The organism is Pseudomonas sp. Irchel s3b2 (genome assembly GCF_900187445.1).
Taxonomy (GTDB): Bacteria; Pseudomonadota; Gammaproteobacteria; order Pseudomonadales; family Pseudomonadaceae; genus Aquipseudomonas.
Map to the genome: position 1 here is coordinate 1 of NZ_FYEB01000004.1, position 16,149 is coordinate 16,149.

At 58.8% G+C, this 16,149-nt stretch carries 17 protein-coding genes and 1 rRNA gene; 11 read left to right on the plus strand and 7 right to left on the minus strand.

Features of this window, described 5'->3' with window-relative positions; genetic code table 11:
• The 3 genes from rrf to CKW20_RS11555 form a co-directional block, all read left to right on the plus strand.
• A 5S ribosomal RNA gene (gene rrf / locus CKW20_RS11545) occupies positions 1-100 on the plus strand; the annotation flags it as partial.
• Between the two features lie 219 nt (positions 101-319).
• Positions 320-2,212, plus strand: coding sequence for a penicillin-binding protein 2 (gene mrdA, locus CKW20_RS11550; RefSeq protein ID WP_095053020.1), 1,893 nt, complete (start codon positions 320-322; stop codon positions 2,210-2,212).
• A gap of 215 nt (positions 2,213-2,427) precedes the next feature.
• Complete coding sequence (locus CKW20_RS11555) at positions 2,428-2,682, plus strand: DUF1652 domain-containing protein (protein ID WP_095053021.1); 255 nt, start codon at positions 2,428-2,430, stop codon at positions 2,680-2,682.
• A 91-nt stretch (positions 2,683-2,773) separates the two neighbouring features.
• On the opposite strand, the gene CKW20_RS11560 is transcribed toward CKW20_RS11555, so the two are convergent.
• Positions 2,774-3,175 carry a lysozyme inhibitor LprI family protein gene (locus tag CKW20_RS11560; protein WP_095053022.1) on the minus strand — a complete coding sequence of 134 codons (402 nt, stop codon included), beginning with the start codon at positions 3,173-3,175 and terminating at the stop codon, positions 2,774-2,776.
• A 101-nt stretch (positions 3,176-3,276) separates the two neighbouring features.
• Complete coding sequence (locus CKW20_RS11565; protein ID WP_095053023.1) at positions 3,277-3,675, minus strand: GFA family protein; 399 nt, start codon at positions 3,673-3,675, stop codon at positions 3,277-3,279.
• Positions 3,676-3,975: 300 nt separating this feature from the next.
• Between CKW20_RS11565 and CKW20_RS11570 the strand changes: the two genes are divergently transcribed.
• Positions 3,976-4,464, plus strand: a complete 489-nt coding sequence (locus tag CKW20_RS11570; RefSeq protein ID WP_095053024.1) for an SRPBCC family protein — start codon at positions 3,976-3,978, stop codon at positions 4,462-4,464.
• An 871-nt stretch (positions 4,465-5,335) separates the two neighbouring features.
• Here CKW20_RS11570 and CKW20_RS11575 read toward each other — a convergent pair.
• On the minus strand, positions 5,336-6,262 hold the full coding sequence (locus CKW20_RS11575; protein ID WP_095053313.1) for an AraC family transcriptional regulator: 927 nt from the start codon (positions 6,260-6,262) through the stop codon (positions 5,336-5,338).
• Positions 6,263-6,463: 201 nt separating this feature from the next.
• Here CKW20_RS11575 and CKW20_RS11580 point away from each other — a divergent pair, with 201 nt between their 5' ends.
• From CKW20_RS11580 to CKW20_RS29560, 3 genes are read left to right on the plus strand one after another with little or no spacing between them, the layout of a single operon-like run.
• The gene (locus tag CKW20_RS11580; RefSeq protein ID WP_095053025.1) at positions 6,464-7,201 is read left to right on the plus strand and encodes an SDR family oxidoreductase; all 738 of its coding nucleotides are present in this window, start codon (positions 6,464-6,466) and stop codon (positions 7,199-7,201) included.
• Positions 7,202-7,233: 32 nt separating this feature from the next.
• Positions 7,234-7,491, plus strand: coding sequence for an Atu4866 domain-containing protein (locus CKW20_RS11585; protein WP_095053026.1), 258 nt, complete (start codon positions 7,234-7,236; stop codon positions 7,489-7,491).
• On the plus strand, positions 7,488-7,649 hold the full coding sequence (locus CKW20_RS29560; protein WP_176466887.1) for a hypothetical protein: 162 nt from the start codon (positions 7,488-7,490) through the stop codon (positions 7,647-7,649). Before CKW20_RS11585 ends, CKW20_RS29560 begins: the two co-directional genes overlap by 4 nt.
• A gap of 85 nt (positions 7,650-7,734) precedes the next feature.
• Here the strand turns inward: CKW20_RS29560 and inhA are convergent, their stop codons facing one another.
• On the minus strand, positions 7,735-8,421 hold the full coding sequence (gene inhA, locus CKW20_RS11590; protein WP_095053027.1) for an isonitrile hydratase: 687 nt from the start codon (positions 8,419-8,421) through the stop codon (positions 7,735-7,737).
• A gap of 91 nt (positions 8,422-8,512) precedes the next feature.
• Here inhA and CKW20_RS11595 point away from each other — a divergent pair, with 91 nt between their 5' ends.
• Entirely contained in the window at positions 8,513-9,505 is a 993-nt protein-coding gene (locus CKW20_RS11595; protein ID WP_095053028.1) for a GlxA family transcriptional regulator, read from the plus strand.
• A 40-nt stretch (positions 9,506-9,545) separates the two neighbouring features.
• Here CKW20_RS11595 and CKW20_RS11600 read toward each other — a convergent pair whose 3' ends face one another.
• Positions 9,546-10,178: a BRCT domain-containing protein gene (locus CKW20_RS11600; protein ID WP_095053029.1), complete on the minus strand. Its 633-nt coding sequence runs from the start codon at positions 10,176-10,178 to the stop codon at positions 9,546-9,548.
• A 12-nt stretch (positions 10,179-10,190) separates the two neighbouring features.
• Positions 10,191-10,580 (minus strand): hypothetical protein, encoded by a 390-nt coding sequence (locus CKW20_RS11605; protein ID WP_095053030.1) that lies wholly within the window; start codon positions 10,578-10,580, stop codon positions 10,191-10,193.
• Positions 10,581-11,264: 684 nt separating this feature from the next.
• On the opposite strand from CKW20_RS11605, the gene CKW20_RS11610 reads away from it, so the two are divergent.
• Positions 11,265-11,639: a DUF6124 family protein gene (locus tag CKW20_RS11610; RefSeq protein ID WP_095053031.1), complete on the plus strand. Its 375-nt coding sequence runs from the start codon at positions 11,265-11,267 to the stop codon at positions 11,637-11,639.
• Between the two features lie 134 nt (positions 11,640-11,773).
• Here CKW20_RS11610 and CKW20_RS11615 read toward each other — a convergent pair whose 3' ends face one another.
• On the minus strand, positions 11,774-13,597 hold the full coding sequence (locus CKW20_RS11615) for a glycoside hydrolase family 15 protein (protein ID WP_095053032.1): 1,824 nt from the start codon (positions 13,595-13,597) through the stop codon (positions 11,774-11,776).
• 163 nt (positions 13,598-13,760) lie between these two features.
• Here CKW20_RS11615 and CKW20_RS11620 point away from each other — a divergent pair, with 163 nt between their 5' ends.
• Positions 13,761-14,954, plus strand: coding sequence for an MFS transporter (locus CKW20_RS11620; RefSeq protein ID WP_095053033.1), 1,194 nt, complete (start codon positions 13,761-13,763; stop codon positions 14,952-14,954).
• A 137-nt stretch (positions 14,955-15,091) separates the two neighbouring features.
• Positions 15,092-15,829 carry a thioesterase II family protein gene (locus CKW20_RS11625; protein ID WP_095053034.1) on the plus strand — a complete coding sequence of 246 codons (738 nt, stop codon included), beginning with the start codon at positions 15,092-15,094 and terminating at the stop codon, positions 15,827-15,829.
• Positions 15,830-16,149: the final 320 nt, after the last annotated feature.

The following is a 16,149-nucleotide window of genomic DNA, read 5'->3' on the forward strand; positions in this document are numbered from 1 at the left end:
CATTGGAACCACCTGATCCCATCCCGAACTCAGCAGTGAAACGATGCATCGCCGATGGTAGTGTGGGGTTTCCCCATGTGAGAGTAGGTCATCGTCAAGATTAAATTCCGAAACCCCTATCTGCGTATGCAGGTAGGGGTTTTGTTTTGTCTGCAGAAAAATACCGTGGTGGCTATACCGGGCTGCATTGTTCATGAAGTTTCGGTAGAACGGGCGCTAAAGTAGCCACGCCGTTTTTGGTATGGTGCAGCTCGTTTTTACGGACTGATTTCAAGCCCACGAATCGGCGCCCCTCCACAGTCTAAGAGCTGCTGCAGAAATGCCCGAACCGATACCGATCAAGGACCACGAAAAAGAGACGCGCCTCGTCAACAAAAGACTGATGGCCTGCGCCTTGTTCGTCGTCATTATTACCTGTGCGCTGGTGGTGCGCCTTTATGTTTTGCAGGTGGTCGAGTACGACTACCACTCGACGATTTCTGAAAACAATCGTGTACACGTATTGCCGATCGCCCCTACCCGCGGGTTGATTTATGACCGCAACGGCGTGCTTCTGGCGGACAATCGGCCCAGTTACAACCTGACCATCACCCGCGAACGCGCCTCCGACGTCAAAGAAGAACTGGATGACGTGGTCAACCTCCTGCACCTGCCGGCAGAAGACCGCACACTGTTCGACAAGGCGATGACGCAGGCTCGACACCCCTTCGTGCCAGTTACCTTGTTCTATGAACTCAGCGAAGAACAGATCGCAGTACTGGCAGTCAACGAGTTCCGTTTGCCAGGAATCGATATCGAGCCACAGTTCGTTCGCCACTACCCGATGGGCGCGCACTTTGCCCATTCGATCGGTTACGTCGGCCGCATCAACGAGAAAGAATCCAAGGCCCTGGATACGGTGGAATATCGTGGCACCCAATCCATCGGCAAGACCGGCATCGAGAAGTTCTACGAGTCCGAGTTGCACGGCCATGTGGGTTATGAAGAAGTCGAAACCAACGCTCAGGGCCGCGTGCTGCGGGTGCTCAAGCACACTGATCCGGTCCCTGGCAAAAACATTGTCCTGAGCCTAGACGTCAAACTTCAGGAAGCTGCCGAGCAGGCATTGGGCGATCGCCGTGGCTCGGTGGTCGCTCTCGATCCGTCGACCGGTGAAGTGCTGGCCATGGTCAGTAAGCCAAGCTTCGACCCAAATATGTTCGTGACGGGCATCAGCTTCAAGGAATACGCGGCGCTGCACGATTCCATCGACCGGCCGCTGTTCAATCGTGTGCTGCGTGGGCTCTACGCGCCGGGCTCGACCATCAAGCCAGAAGTGGCGATCGCCGGCCTCGACGCCGGGGTGGTTACTCCGCAGACCCGCGTCTTCGATCCGGGTTATTACCAGCTACCGGACTTCGATCATAAATACCGTAACTGGAACCACAGTGGCGATGGTTGGGTGGACATGGACGCGGCGATCATGCGTTCCAACGACACCTACTTCTACGATTTGGCGCATAAGCTGGGCATCGACCGTCTGCACGACTACATGGCGATGTTCGGCCTCGGCGAGAAGGTTTCGCTGGACATGTTCGAAGAGTCTGCGGGGTTGATGCCATCCCAGGCCTGGAAACGCGCCACGCGCCGTCAGCCGTGGTTCCCCGGCGAGACAGTGATCCTCGGCATCGGCCAGGGCTACATGCAGGTCACGCCCCTGCAGCTGGCCCAAGCCACCGCGCTGATCGCCAACAAAGGTGTATGGAACCGACCGCACCTGGCCAAAACGGTGGATGGCGTAGCGCCGGTGGATGAGCATCCGATGCCGAACATTTTGCTCAAGGACCCGCGTGACTGGGAGCAGGTCAACCACGGCATGCAGATGGTGATGCACGACGCTCGCGGAATTGCCCGAGCGGCAGCGGCGGGGGCTCAGTATCGCATCGCCGGCAAAAGCGGGACCGCGCAAGTGGTGGCGATCAAGCAGGGTGAGCGCTACAACCGGGCGAAAACCCTGGAGCGCAACCGTGACAATGCGTTGTTCGTCGGTTTCGCCCCGGCCGAGAATCCGAAGATTGTCATCTCGGTCATGATCGAAAACGGCGAGGCCGGAGGTCGCGTCGCCGGTCCCGTGTTACGGCAGATCATGGACGCCTGGCTGCTCGATCAGGACGGCCACCTGAAGCCGCAATACGCCGCACCGAGCAAAACGCCGGGCGACCCTCACGTCTAGGGCGGGGCCCTGTGGCATCCAGAGAGTCCTTTGTCGGCGGGTTTTGTATGATGCAGGGAGCCTCCAAGTATTGTCGCAAATTGCGACAACCAATGAGGCGACGAGCAACCTGTTACGGTCTTGAGACACCTGCTATTGAGGATTAGAATTTTCGGGTTAATGGGTGAATGAGGGAGCATTTTCCCGGTCACACATCTGGCGTGAGGGAGGTAGCGATGTTCCTTTCAACCCTGGAAATTCAAAACATCATTGAACATAGTTTTTTGCCCGCTGTGTGCACTTGCAGCATGGAGGCGGACCAGTCCCTGACAATACGGGTCTGCGATTGCATGACCGGGAAAGTGGATCTGGTGGCCACCCATGTTCCGGTATGGACACTGGATAGCCCCCACGCGATCGCGTCGCTAGTGGCTGATATGCGGCAAAAAATCGAGGCTCACAAAGGCATTCACCCTCCGTTTTACCGTTGAACCTGCGTCACGCCGCGCGACGTTGGCGGTGCGGCGCGTCTCCAGTAGGAGCGGGCTTGCCCGCGAAGAGGCCCTCAAAAACACCGCCGCATCAAGTCCCAGGCACCGGACAACTCAAATCCCCTTCCTGACACTTCAAGTAAGTCCTGAACGCCTCGACTCGCGCCTTGGTCAGCTCAGTGGTGCAGCTGCTATAGATCAGCGGATACACGCTGCCACCCGCCACCCCGGACGCCGAGAACTTGCACTCGGCATCGCGAAACCCAATCCATGAGCGCTGCGCACCGACCAACAGTTTTTTGGCCTCGGGATTGTCCTTCAACCGCGTGGTGATCTGCTGATAAAGCGCATTCAGCTCCTTGTCGGCCGCCTTGTACTGCTGCGCTGCGCACTGATTCATCGTCCCCTGGTCGGTGGCGTTGGCGCAGTCGATGGCATGCGCAAGAGGAGTGAACAACAGCGGCGTCAGCGCAAGAAGAAAACGTGGGGGCATGGTGGGCTCGTTGTGATGATGGAAAGTTGGGGGCAGTGTAGCGGGGCGCCGCCAGCCGACAAATCAGAGCCTGACGTAACCCTTATGGTGTCTGCGGAAAACTATGCCTGCCATTCAGGACACTTCTCATTTGATTCATATTCAAGCCAGGGCACTTCATGGGACGTCCAGATATGAGCCTGAGGTGTCATTTTCGGATCATCGTCAAGCGTCGCCACGCGAACGATTACATGGGGTTGGGCCAAGCGTTCCGCCATCAAATGCGATCCGCAGATCGAACAGAAATACCGAAGCTTGCCCGGTGACGACTCGTAGGTGCTTAGTCGGTCCTGTCCTTTTATCCAGCGAAAATGCTCACGCATGACCCCGGCCGTCGAGGCGAATGCCGCTGCGTGCGCCTTGCGACAGGTGTGGCAGTGGCAGTGACTGATGGGCATGTCGAGGCTATCAAGTTCGTATTCGATGGCTTTGCACAAGCAGCTGCCATGCAAATTATTCATGTGGCTTTTCCTGGTTGCGTGGCTGAGATGTCGGCAGCGGTGGCGGCCCGAAGCATCGCGCTGGTGCAGTTTCGCAGGCCAGCGCCGGGGAATGGCTTGAAGGCCATAATGAGCACCGGGCTCCACCTCGCTGCAAACGTTAGCAGTTTCAGCTCGCTGACTCCCCCTTCAAACCAGAACTTATGGCCAAAACTGAGGCCGAATATTTCAGGTACGGGTGATTGCGACACCTGTTTGATACAACTTTTAGGTTGGTCTTATGGTCTTTACAGGCCTACTGTTCAATACAGGAGGTGACTTATGAACCCAGCATCAGATCGCATCGAAAGGAAAATCCTGCTCAAGGTGCCGCGCTCGCAGGTCTGGCGTGTGCTGGCCAATGCCGAAGCCTTTGGGCAATGGTTCGGCGTGGCACTCGAAGGTAAGCGCTTTGTCGCCGGCGAGTGGACCCAGGGGCAGATTACTTACCCTGGTTATGAGCACTTGTTGTGGAATGTGCTGGTGGAGCGGGTCGAGCCGGAGCGGGTGTTTTCGTTTCGCTGGCACCCGTATGCAGTCGAACCCGATACCGATTACTCCCAGGAGCCCACCACGCTGGTGAAATTCGAACTCCAGGATATGGACGAAGGCACGTTGTTGACGGTCGTCGAGTCCGGTTTCGATCACATCCCTCAGTCGCGCAGGCTCAAGGCGTTCCGCATGGACAGCCGGGGTTGGGATGAGCAGATGAACAATATCGAACAGTTTCTGGAAACAAGTACCAAGACCCATGAGCGGCAGGGAGGTTGATGGCTGCAGGCCACGAAACACGGGGCTTCAGCGCATGATGGCTGACTCGTCTAAGGGTTTTCGGAAGGACGGCTATGGCGAATGTCTTACACGCAGTAGTAGCTATGTCGTCTATTGCAGATTGGATCCCAAGCGTAATCTAGCTCCATCAACTGAAGCACAGGAAGTGCTCCAGGGTCACGGATGATCGACCATAGCAAGGATCGCTGCCGACAGGGAGTCGATATGGTCTTGGGAAAAACCCGCTTCGGCGGGTTTTTTTTCGTCTTCAGAAAACTGAAACCCGATCTCCTGTAGCAGCTGCCGAAGGCTGCGTTCGGCTGCGAAGCAGTCGCAGAGTCAGACGCCGCGGTTTTTCAGTTTCACCATATTTGTAGGGTTTACGACTGCTTCGCAGCCGAACGCAGCCTTCGGCAGCTGCTACAAATGCAGATTTCAGGCATTGAATGGTCAATGGCTTACACGGAGCCGGTGGTATGTCGTCTTTTGATGCTTAACCGGTGCGTTTAATCTGGATCCATCAACTGAAGCACAGGAGGTGCTCAGGGTCATGGATGATCGACCATTAGCCAGGATGGCTGTCGACAGGATGTCGCAATGGTCTTGAGAAACCCGCTTAGGCGGGTTTTTTTTCGTCTTCAGAAAACTGAAACCCGATCCCTTGTAGCAGCTGCCGAAGGCTGCGTTCGACTGCGCAGCAGTCGCAGAATCAGACGCCGCGGTTTTTCAGTTTCACCGTGCTTGTAGGATATACGACTGTTTCGCAGCCGAACGCAGCCTTCGGCAGCTGCTACAGGGGCAGGTTTTCAGGCGTTGGATGGTCAAAGGCTTACATGCTTTCCCTGCCTGATTCGGTTTGCGTGGAAAATCTCTAGATCGCCTGAGCGCGTAGTCGGGCGAGGTCCTTGATCGGCGAGGCGCCGAACAGACGGCTGTATTCACGACTGAATTGCGAAGGACTTTCATAGCCCATTTTGTAGCCGATTGATGAAACGTCGCTGCTCTCCGACAACAGCAGCCGCCGCGCTTCCTGCAAGCGCAATTGCTTCTGATACTGCAACGGGCTCATGGCCGTCACCGATTTGAAGCGGTGATGCAGCGCCGAGGTGCTGAGGTTAATCATCTGCGCCAGGTTTTCGATGCTCAGGGGGTCGGCGTAATGGTTGTTCAGCCATTCGATAGCACGGCTGATGCGGTGGGTCTGGGTGTCTGGGATGGCGATTTCATGCAAGCGCTGGCCCTGCTCGCCGCGCAATAACCGATAGAAGATTTCCTGTTGCGCCAGTGGCGCCAGGGTCGCGATATCGTCCGGGGTTTCCAGCAACCTCAGTAGTCGTAACACGGCATCGAGCAAAGGCGCGTCGATTCGGTCCAGAAACAGCCCACGTCCAGAATCCCTCACCCCGGAGGGGCTGACATCGGCGATCAAACGACAGATCTGCGCCGGGTCGATATCCAGACGCAAACACAGATAAGGCCGGTCCGGGCTGGCCTCGATCACTTTGCCGGCCAAGGGCAGGGTGACCGACACCACCAGGTAATTGAGCGGGTCGTAAACATAGCTTTCAGCGGCCAGGCGTACTTCCTTGCGTCCTTCGACAATCACGCACAGTCCCGGTTTGTGCACTGTGTGCAGGTCTTCGGTGGGATGGTCGCTGCGGATCAGGTGTAAGTCCTTGATCGGTGTGGCGTGAACGCCGTATCCCGGGGCAAAGCGCTTCATCAGGCTCACCAGTTCGGCGCGCCGAACGTCGATGCCGTCCTGGGGTAGGGCATTCGCGGAAATGGAAGTCGTCATGCTGAACATCTCCCTGGCCGATGGTTGAATCGGGCTAGTAAAACCGATTGCGCGCGTGTCGGCCAGCGTCGGTTTCGCTGGTACAGGATCGTGCAAGAACCCAGGAGAAACCGGCTAACGAAACCTATCGAAGCGTCCTTAATCTGGACCTGTCGCAACGTCCCCTCCGGGATGTTCCAGCCTCCAGATAAGGAAAAAGTCATGTCCAATATTCAAGGCAAAGTGGTTGTCATTACCGGCGCCAGCAGTGGAATCGGCGAGGCCAGCGCACGTCTTCTGGCCAAACAGGGCGCCCATGTGGTGCTCGGTGCCCGGCGGTTCGATCGTCTGGAAACACTGGTCGCAGAACTCAATGAGGCTGGCCAGAGCGCAGCGTTCAGGGCGGTGGACGTCACCCGCCGCGATGACATGCAGGCCTTCATCGATTTCGCCGTCGAACGCTTTGGTCGGGTCGATGTGATCGTCAACAACGCCGGGGTCATGCCCCTGTCGAAACTCGAGGCGCTGAAGGTCGAGGAGTGGGACCGGATGATCGACGTCAACATCCGTGGCGTCCTTCACGGCATCGCTGCCGGGTTGCCATTGATGCAGCGACAGCGCTGCGGCCAGTTCATCAATATCGCCTCCATTGGTGCCTACACCGTCAGCCCGACTGCCGCCGTGTATTGCGCCACCAAATTCGCCGTGCGGGCGATTTCCGAAGGCTTGCGTCAGGAAGTCGGGGGTGATGTGCGGGTCACGGTGATTTCCCCCGGCGTGACTGAATCCGAACTGGCCGAGAGCATTTCCGATGCCGGTGGCCGCGCCGAAATGCGTGAATTCCGCAAGATTGCCATTCCCGCCGAGGCTATCGCTCGGGCCATTGCCTACGCCATCGATCAGCCGGCCGATGTGGATGTCAGCGAATTGATCGTGCGGCCGACGGCCAGTCCGTTCTGAATCGGCACCTATTCGAAATCGGAAGAACTGAGATGACTAAACCATCAGGCAATCAAGATAAATACGTCGGCCTGTGGGTTACCGCCGACGGCGTGATCCGCCATCAACTGCTGCGCGGCGGTCGCTACGACGAAGCTCGCGGCCATCGTGAAAGCGCCTATCTGGGTCGCTATTGGCTGGAGGGTGACCACATCGAATATGTCGACGACACCGGTTTCACGGCTGACGGCGACTTTCGCGACGGAGTGCTCTATCACGCCGGGATGGTGCTGTACCGCCGGCCGGAGTGACGCGTCATCGCGATTGCCAGAAGGCCGGTGACCCGGACAAGATTGCCTTGGCAATCATCCAGGCGGCCAATGTCGGCGAGCCGACGCTGCACTTGTTTATGGGCCAGATTGCGGTTGACCTGGCGCAGCAGAAAATTACCCGGGTGCAGCAGGACTGAACCAGTGGCAAGCCACATCGCTGGCAACGGATTTTCCGGCCTGAGTAACTGGCTGCGGGGGCCTTGACTCCCGCAGCCGTTTCTTTCACTGGAGGGCGAGTTTCGCCGCTGCACGCTCGGTGATTTCCGAGCGCAATTTCAACGACGCGGCAGCGCGTTTGCGGGCTTCCTCCAGCACACTGGCCGGAGCTGTCTCGGGACTGCCCGAAGCAAACGGTGGCGCCGGCGCGTATTCCAGCTGCAACTGAACCAGTTGTGCCGTGTCCTTATCGAACAATTCAGCGGCCAGGGTCAGGGCAAAATCGATGCCGGCGGTGATCCCGCCACCGGTCAGCAGATTGCCGTCACGCACCACCCGATCCTTCACGGGGATCGCTCCCAAAACCCCGAGCAATTCGTGATACGCCCAGTGAGTGGTGGCGCGTTTGCCCTTGAGCAATCCCGCCGCGCCAAGCACCAGCGCGCCGGTGCAAACCGAAGTGACATACTTCGCATTAGCGGCCTGCACCTTGATGAAGGCCAGGGTTTCGTCATCCTCCATCAACGGCCCGACACCGCCGCCACCGGGAATGCAGATCACATCCAGCGGCGGGCAATCGTCGAAGGTGATGGTCGGCTTCAATGCCAGCCCGGTGCTCGCGGTGATCAGGACCAGATCTTTCCAGATCAGATGCACTTTCACGTCCGGCAGCGAGGCCAGCACGTCATAAGGGCCGGTCAGGTCCAGTTGTTGAACCTGTGGAAACAACAGAAAGCCGATCTGCAACGTCATGGCGTTTTTTCTCCTGGTTGGGGTGGACGGCTTCACTGTAGGCTCGTAGGATCTGGCGCATACGCCAATAACCCCACGAATTACGCCAAACATGCCGAACAACCCGAAAACCATTCATGTGCTGGCCTTTGCCAACGTGCAACTGCTCGACGTCACCGGGCCGTTGCAGGTGTTCGCCTCGGCCAACGACATTGCTCGCCAGCAAGGTTTGCCGCCGCCCTATGCGCCGTCGGTGATTGCCAGCGGTGGCGGGGCGGTGATGTCATCGGCGGGGTTGGCGTTGTTGGCTGAGCCGCTGCCGGATCGGGGCAGCGATACCTTGATCATTGCCGGTGGCTGGGGCGTTTACGCAGCGGCAAAAGATGAGTCGCAGGTGACATGGGTACGTGAGCACGCGATGCAATGCCGGCGGGTGGCGTCTGTGTGCACCGGGGCGTTTTTGCTGGCGGCCAGCGGTTGGCTCGACGGTCGGCGGGTGGTGACGCACTGGACCCGTTGCGAACAATTGGCGCACCAGCATCCCAAACTACAGGTCGAACCCAACCCGATCTTCATCAACGACGGCCCGGTCTGGACCTCGGCCGGGGTTACCGCGGGCATCGACCTGGCCCTGGCGATGGTCGAAGAAGATCTAGGGCGAACCATGGCCCTGGAGGTCGCCCGGCAACTGGTGGTGTTTCTCAAGCGTCCGGGTGGCCAGTCGCAGTTCAGCGTGACCCTGTCTTTGCAAAAGGATGGCGACCGATTTGACGAACTTCACGCCTGGATCAGCGAAAATCTCACCAAGGACCTCGGCATCCCGACCTTGGCCTTGCAAGCGGGCATGAGCGAGCGCAGCTTCGTCCGTCACTACCGTGCCGACACCGGCCAGACCCCGGCGCGGGCCATCGAACTGATTCGGGTCGAGACCGCGCGACGGCTGCTCAGCGACACCGGTGTATCGATCAAACGGGTCGCGGTGCAATGCGGGTTTGGCAGTGAAGAAACCTTGCGCCGCAGTTTTCTACGGGCCATGGGTGTGACACCGCAGGCTTATCGCGAAAGGTTTTCCGTCAGCTCACCAGCAGATTCAGTATTGCCTTGAGGGTCTTGTTCATTTGACACTCCATAGAGGCTGTAATGGGTTATCCGAACAGCACCTTTTGCCAATACTCTTCACTGATGATCGCTATCGGCACACCACTTTCTCTTAGTTCGACCGCTCTTTTGATCTTGGTCCCGTAGGTGCTATGCAGCCATTGATCATTGCCGATGCTGCCTACCACTAGATAGTGGATCTTCTTGCTGACGGATCCGCCGATAAGCCCCCCACGCTCAATAATCAGTGATTCGCACTCCTTGCGCGGACCGTAAGCCATGATCCCGGTAAACAGGAACATTCGGTCAGCCCAACTTAAAGAGGGTGCCGGGTTATCGAGAGGAAGGCTGGTCGGTGCAGCGAACGTTTGGGCCGAACCAATCGGCAGGCCTGCAAACTGGTGAAGCATATCCAACAGTTCGCCAGACTCCTCGGCATCAAGCACGCCGTCGCTCAGCATACCGGCGAGGCGTTTGTAGAGGATATTCACCACCGGATCGCCGAGATGGCTTAAATGAGTTTCGATCCAGGTCTTGAGAAACTCGGCTTCCTGCTGGTTGATCTTGCCGTCGGCAGCGAGCCCGGCGGCGATTCCCACCAGTGCGTCAGCCGAGCGTCGATCAATCCGTGCTTCGTGGAAGAAACCGCTGTTTTGAAATTCCTGATGCAGGTCCACCATGCGTCCTTCTCCTTAAGCCTCCACGTCTGCCACCTGATTGAAATACTTCGACCGGTCCGGCGTAAACGTCACGACCATTTTTGTCCTGGAACAGGTCAACGCCCGTTCTGCACTCAGATCAATATCCAGATCTTCCCCGCGCAACCCCTGCCATTCGGCAAGGTATTTAAGGGATCCGTATTTTTCGAGTTTCTTCAGGCTGCGGCTGACGCCACCTTTCCAGCCTAGCACCGGAAGTTCACCAGTGAGGCATTGTTGGGCGAGGTCGGGGAAGCGGGCGGCGCGTTGGCGGCCGATTTCCCAGCATTTGATCAGGCCTTTGTCATGGCCTTCCCACAATTCATCCCGGTTCAGGCCTGATCGGAGTGGGGTGTCGATGCTGCGATGGATGCGCTGGGTCATTCTGGTTCCTTGAATTCGGGTTTTGTTGGACAGCTCCGCTGTGCCCGTTGACGTGGATGGTAGGGATGGATGTAGGCGCTGGCAACAAGGTATTTCTGGATGTAGGAATGAGTTACCGCGTGTTTATTGGGCTGGTTTTGTTTAGTGATTGTAGGTTCGGCCTACCTGGTTCTGTGGTGAGGGGGCTTGCCCCCGTTCGGCTGCGTAGCGGTCGAAAAGCCAGCAAATGCGGTGCTTCTGGAGGAATGTGGTTGTGGATTTCAGGGCCGCTGCGCGCCCCAACGGGAGCAAGCTCCCTCGCCACAGGAGGTCAGCCCTGTCAGGCGGAGTGTGTTTAAGTTCATCGCGGGTAGGCCTTGATCCTACAAAAAGTGTCGTAAATGTGGATATTTCTGACGAGTTTTGGCGGTTGTAGGTTAGGAAAGGGAGCCGATAGTCTTTCCGGGTCGCTGCCAATTCAGCGACCGGGTTTGGTCACCCGTGCAATGTCAGGCGTGCAAGCGCCAACGTGAGCATGTCGGCGCTTTTTCTTGTGCTTGTCGGTATGCTTCGCGGTGGGCTGTGCGCGGGGCACTTTCGAGTGCGCCGGGTGCCTGACTTCCCGGTTGACCAACCTGCGTACCGCCCACCACCCATCGTTTGGTCACGACGGTGGTGAGCTTCATGAATGTCAGGAGTTACACCATGATAAAAGACAGTCCCAATCCCCCAGAAACCGACAACGTTTCCCCCTACGAATCCCTCGATTCGAAAAAACTCCACGACGCCGCCGAACGCGCGCTCGACCACTACCTCAAGCCACCGCCCAAAGAACCCAAGAGCCGTAAGCCAAGCAAAATGTTTCTGGTTGCCCCGGACATGGACAACGAAAGCCTGCTCGCTCATGTCTGCGAATCCCTGGCCTCAGCCAGCGTCATGACCAGCGACATTGCCGCGTATGTCGACGCCCCGCAGCGGCATACGCTCCTGGCGATTCAGCAGGTCATCATGCTGGCCGAGCTGGCGGTGAATCGGGTGCTGGATAACGTCGACGTACCGAAACCTGCGTCACACAGCTGATCCCCTGTGGGAGCGGGCAGGCCCGCTCCCACAGTTTTGTACGGTGTACATCTCCCACAATTGGAACGGTGTACATCTGCAGGAGCGAGCGATGCGGCGATCCGACTGGCCGGCGAAGAAGGCGACGCCGGTCTTCAAGGCTGCCAAAAGTTTTTCTCCCCGCTCAACTTCCGATCCAGAAAACTCGCCGCGCTGATCAGCGCCAGATGCGTCAGCGCTTGTGGTGTGTTGCCCAAGTGCCGGGCATGGCTGTCGAACTCTTCGGCATACAGCCCCAGCGGGTTGGCATACTTCAGCAATTGCTCGAACTCCAGGTGCGCCTTCTCCACCTGACCGGCCCGGGCGAGGCATTCGACGTACCAGAACGAGCACGCTGCGAAGGCGCCTTCGGTGCCGGGCAGGCCGTCGATCTGGTTGTCGTCGTTACGGTAGCGGTAGACCATGCCCGCGCGCACCAGGCTTTTTTCGATGGCTTTAAGGGTCGCGATCCAGCGCGGATCCCTGGCGCTGACGAAGCGCACCAGTGGCATCAGCAGCATCGAGCCGTCGAGGCCGGTGCCGCCGATGTGCTGGACGAAATGCCCGTGTTCTTCGTTCCAAAAGTTGCTCCAGATGTCGGTGTAGATCGCTTGACGGGTCTGGTCCCAGCGGGCGAACGGGGCGGGTAGCGAGCGTTTGGAGGCCAGCCGAATGGCCCGGTCCACGGCCACCCAGCACATCAGTCGCGAGTGCAGGAAATGATACTGCTCGCCGCGCATTTCCCAGATGCCGACGTCTTTTTGCTGCCAGGTTTCGCAGACCTGATCGACCACTTCCACGGTGTGTTTCCAGCCTTCATGGGAGATCGCTTCACCGTGCTTGTTAACCAGGTACACCGCGTCCAACAGCTCGCCGAAAATGTCGAGTTGGATTTGATCCCAGGCCTGATTACCGATGCGTACCGGTGTCGCGCCGCCATGGCCGGACAAGTGCGCAAGTTCGACCTCCGGCAGTTCCTGACGGCCATCGATGGCGTAGAGGATGTTGAGTTTCATGGTCTTGCCGTGACAATCCCTGACCCGACCGCGCAACCAGCGCGTGTAGGCGTTGGCTTCTTCGACGAAGCCCAGGCGCATGAAGGCATAGACGGTGAACGAGGCGTCGCGGATCCAGGTGTAGCGATAGTCCCAGTTGCGTTCGCCACCGGGCACCTCCGGCAGGCCGAAGGTGGCGGCGGCGAGGATGGCGCCGTGCTTGCGCGAGGTCAGCAGCTTCAGGGCCAGGGCCGAGCGATTGACCATTTCCCGCCAGCGACCGCGATAATTGGATTGGCCGATCCAGTCGCGCCAGAACTTCAGGGTGCGCTCCAGGCACAATGCGGCGGCGCCTTCCTTGAAGCGCGCATCGTCAACGCCGCCGAGTATGAACTCGGCGCTCTGGTCCTGTTCGAGGATGAACTCGGCGACGGCCGCATGGCCCTCGACGCGCAAGGACTGATCCGAACACAGCTGCATGTCTGGCTGGCCGGTGGCCTCGAAATACACACTCCGATCGCGTGCCCGAGCCTTGGTGGGAGCTCGGGCATAGTCATGACGCACGGCGCAGCGCATGCGGATCGTCGCTTGACCGCTGACCACTCGCACCCGACGCATCAACATCGGCAAATCATCCTCGCTGTCGCCGATGGGCAGCAAGTCGGTGACTTCGACCACCGCATGATCGCTGAGCCATCGGGTTTGCAGGACGTTGGTGTCGGGCAGGTAAATCTGTTCGCGGCGGGCGTCGGGCAAGTCAGGAGCAAGCTGGAAGACGCCGGCTTCGGGGCCGTCCAGCAGTGAACAGAAAATCGATGGACTGTCGAATTCCGGCCAGCAGAAAAAGTCCACGCTGCCCTTGTCGTTGACCAGCGCTGCGCTGCGCATGTCGCCAATGATGCCGTGGGCATCGATGGCGCTTTGTCGTTCGGAATGATCAGCCATTGCCGCAGGGCTCCGGGATCTGAGGGCCTAACTAGCTGACCGGTTTTGGCCGCAGAGAGTTCATTTGCTGGCAAACCGCCGTTCACACTCAACCAACAATTCGACGCTATCGCCTGGGCAGATATTTGTGGCAAGTTGCAGGCCCTTGTTGAGGCCGGATCCCATGGCAAACCCCTACCGCGAGCTGTTCCACGCTCCAGGTGCACGCGCCTTTGTGCTGGCCGGCATGATCGCGCGCATGCCGATTTCCATGACCGGCATCGGCCTGATCACCATGCTCTCGCAATTGAAGGGCGGTTACGGCCTGGCCGGCTCCATCGCCGCGACCTTTGCCTTGGCCACGGCATTTTGTGCGCCGCAGGTCTCTCGACTGGTGGACCGTTTTGGGCAAAGCCGGATCTTGCCGGTATCGGCACTGGTCGGTGGCGGGGCGTTGTTGATGCTGTTGCTCTGTACCCGGTTGCAGGCGCCGCACTGGACGTTGTTTGCGTTTGCCGCGCTGGCCGGTTGCATGCCGAGCATGTCGGCGATGGTGCGGGCGCGTTGGACCGAGTTGTATCGCGGCCGCCCTGAGTTGCAAACCGCTTATGCGCTGGAATCGGTGCTGGACGAACTCTGCTTTATTGTCGGGCCGCCGCTGTCGGTGGGGTTGTGCGTGGTGGCGTTCCCGGAGGCGGGGCCATTGGCGGCGTTGCTGATGCTGGCGATCGGGGTCACGGCGTTTGTGTTGCAACGTGGGACCGAACCGCCGGTGCATCCTCATGAAGAGCACCATCAGGGCTCGATCATCCGTTCAAGCGAGATCCAGTTGCTGATGTTGTTGATGGTCGCCATGGGCACCATCGTCGGCGTGGTGGATGTGGTCAGCGTCGCCTTCGCCGAGCAGCAGGGGCAACCGGCGGCGGCGAGCATTGTGCTGTCGGTATATGCCATTGGCTCGTGCCTGGCCGGGTTGGCGTTCGGTGCATTGCGCTCGAAACTGCCGCTGCCTCTACTGTTCCTCTACGGCGGGGTGGCGACGGCGGTGACCACGTTGCCGTTGCTGTTGGCGGCCAATATTTTCGGGCTGTCGCTGGCGGTGTTCGTCGCCGGTCTGTTCTTTGCCCCGACCCTGATTGTGGCCATGGCGCTGGTGGAGCGCATCGTGCCGCCGGCTAAACTCACCGAAGGCCTGACCTGGCTGGTCACCGGTTTGAGCATTGGCGTGGCGATCGGTGCGGCCAGTTCGGGCTGGCTGGTGGATGCGTTCGGTGCGCGCAGCGGGTTCTGGGTGGCGATTGCCGCCGGTGCCGTGGTGTTGGGTTCGGCGGTGCAGAGTTTTCGCCATTTAACCGTCGGGTTACCAGCCTCTTCCTGAGTTCACTCAGAAATTCACCGACAACTTGGTTTTGGTCTGAACAGGAACAAGCACCTGCAGCGCAAATTTAACCGGCGCTGACTAATTTGCATCGCTTGCGGACCGTCCTCCTTTACAGACGACTTTTTGAGGTGAACGTGGTGACCAAGCTGACCTTGCTGTGCCTGCCGTACTCTGGCGCCAGTGCCATGGTCTACAGCCGCTGGAGGCGCAAGTTGCCGCAATGGCTGCAGTTGCAGCCGGTAGAGTTGCCGGGACGTGGTGCACGGTTCGGCGAACCGCTGCACACCGATATGCGCGCGCTGGCGATGCAATTGGCCAGGGAACTGCGTTCGACACTCAAGGCGCCCTATGCCTTGTTTGGTCATAGCCTGGGCGCCTTGCTGGCGTGCGAGATGGCCCACGCCTTTCGTGCGCTGGGCTGCCCGGCGCCGGTGGCCCTGTTTGCCTCCGGAACGGCGGCGCCAACGATGCGCGCCGACTACGACCGCGGCTTTGCCGAGCCGAAAACCGATGCGCAGTTGATCGAACAGCTACGAACGCTCAATGGCACCAGCGAAGAGGTGCTGGCCAATGAAGAGCTGATGAGCCTGACACTGCCGATCCTGCGCGCGGACTTTCTGTTGTGCGGACGTTTTCAGCCGGTGCAGCGGCCATTGCTCAAATGTCCGGTGCATGTGCTGGGGGGCACGTCCGACAAGGCCACCACCGAGCAGTTGATCGGCTGGAGCAAGGAAACTCATGGCAGCTTTTCGGTGGACATGCTGGCCGGTGGGCACTTCTTCATCCATGAGCACGAAGCCAAGGTGCTACGGGTGATCAAGGATCAGCTGGATGTTCATCATCGGCGGCATGCCTTGGCGGCTGTCGGTTAACACGATGCTTCAGTTTGGTGATCTCTGTGGCGAGGGAGCTTGCTCCCGCTCGGCTGCGCAGCAGTCGTAAACCAGCGAATACGGTATTCCTGATACAGCGAGGTCGCAGATTTTAGGGTCGCTTCGCAACCCAGCGGGAGCAAGCTCCCTCGCCACAGGTCTGTGTCTGGCCGTCATTCCTTCGCTGCGTCCCCTGATTCCAGCCGCTTCGACCTCCCTTCCTGATACTTGTTCTCAAACGCTAATTTTTCCGGTCTGCATTCGTTTTATAGGGACGACGTGCCTTTGTGCTTCCTGCCTACTGATCCGGATGCTAAGAA

Coding starts and splice junctions, on each gene's coding strand:
- CKW20_RS11565 (WP_095053023.1), bottom strand. CDS start 3,675: ATGAATAATTTGCATGGCAGCTGCTTGTGCAAAGCCATCGAATACGAA.
- CKW20_RS11580 (WP_095053025.1), top strand. CDS start 6,464: ATGTCCAATATTCAAGGCAAAGTGGTTGTCATTACCGGCGCCAGCAGT.
- CKW20_RS11585 (WP_095053026.1), top strand. CDS start 7,234: ATGACTAAACCATCAGGCAATCAAGATAAATACGTCGGCCTGTGGGTT.
- CKW20_RS11620 (WP_095053033.1), top strand. CDS start 13,761: ATGGCAAACCCCTACCGCGAGCTGTTCCACGCTCCAGGTGCACGCGCC.
- CKW20_RS11595 (WP_095053028.1), top strand. CDS start 8,513: ATGCCGAACAACCCGAAAACCATTCATGTGCTGGCCTTTGCCAACGTG.
- CKW20_RS11575 (WP_095053313.1), bottom strand. CDS start 6,262: ATGACGACTTCCATTTCCGCGAATGCCCTACCCCAGGACGGCATCGAC.
- CKW20_RS11560 (WP_095053022.1), bottom strand. CDS start 3,175: ATGCCCCCACGTTTTCTTCTTGCGCTGACGCCGCTGTTGTTCACTCCT.
- inhA (WP_095053027.1), bottom strand. CDS start 8,421: ATGACGTTGCAGATCGGCTTTCTGTTGTTTCCACAGGTTCAACAACTG.
- CKW20_RS11610 (WP_095053031.1), top strand. CDS start 11,265: ATGATAAAAGACAGTCCCAATCCCCCAGAAACCGACAACGTTTCCCCC.
- CKW20_RS11600 (WP_095053029.1), bottom strand. CDS start 10,178: ATGGTGGACCTGCATCAGGAATTTCAAAACAGCGGTTTCTTCCACGAA.
- CKW20_RS11555 (WP_095053021.1), top strand. CDS start 2,428: ATGTTCCTTTCAACCCTGGAAATTCAAAACATCATTGAACATAGTTTT.
- mrdA (WP_095053020.1), top strand. CDS start 320: ATGCCCGAACCGATACCGATCAAGGACCACGAAAAAGAGACGCGCCTC.
- CKW20_RS11605 (WP_095053030.1), bottom strand. CDS start 10,580: ATGACCCAGCGCATCCATCGCAGCATCGACACCCCACTCCGATCAGGC.
- CKW20_RS11570 (WP_095053024.1), top strand. CDS start 3,976: ATGAACCCAGCATCAGATCGCATCGAAAGGAAAATCCTGCTCAAGGTG.
- CKW20_RS11615 (WP_095053032.1), bottom strand. CDS start 13,597: ATGGCTGATCATTCCGAACGACAAAGCGCCATCGATGCCCACGGCATC.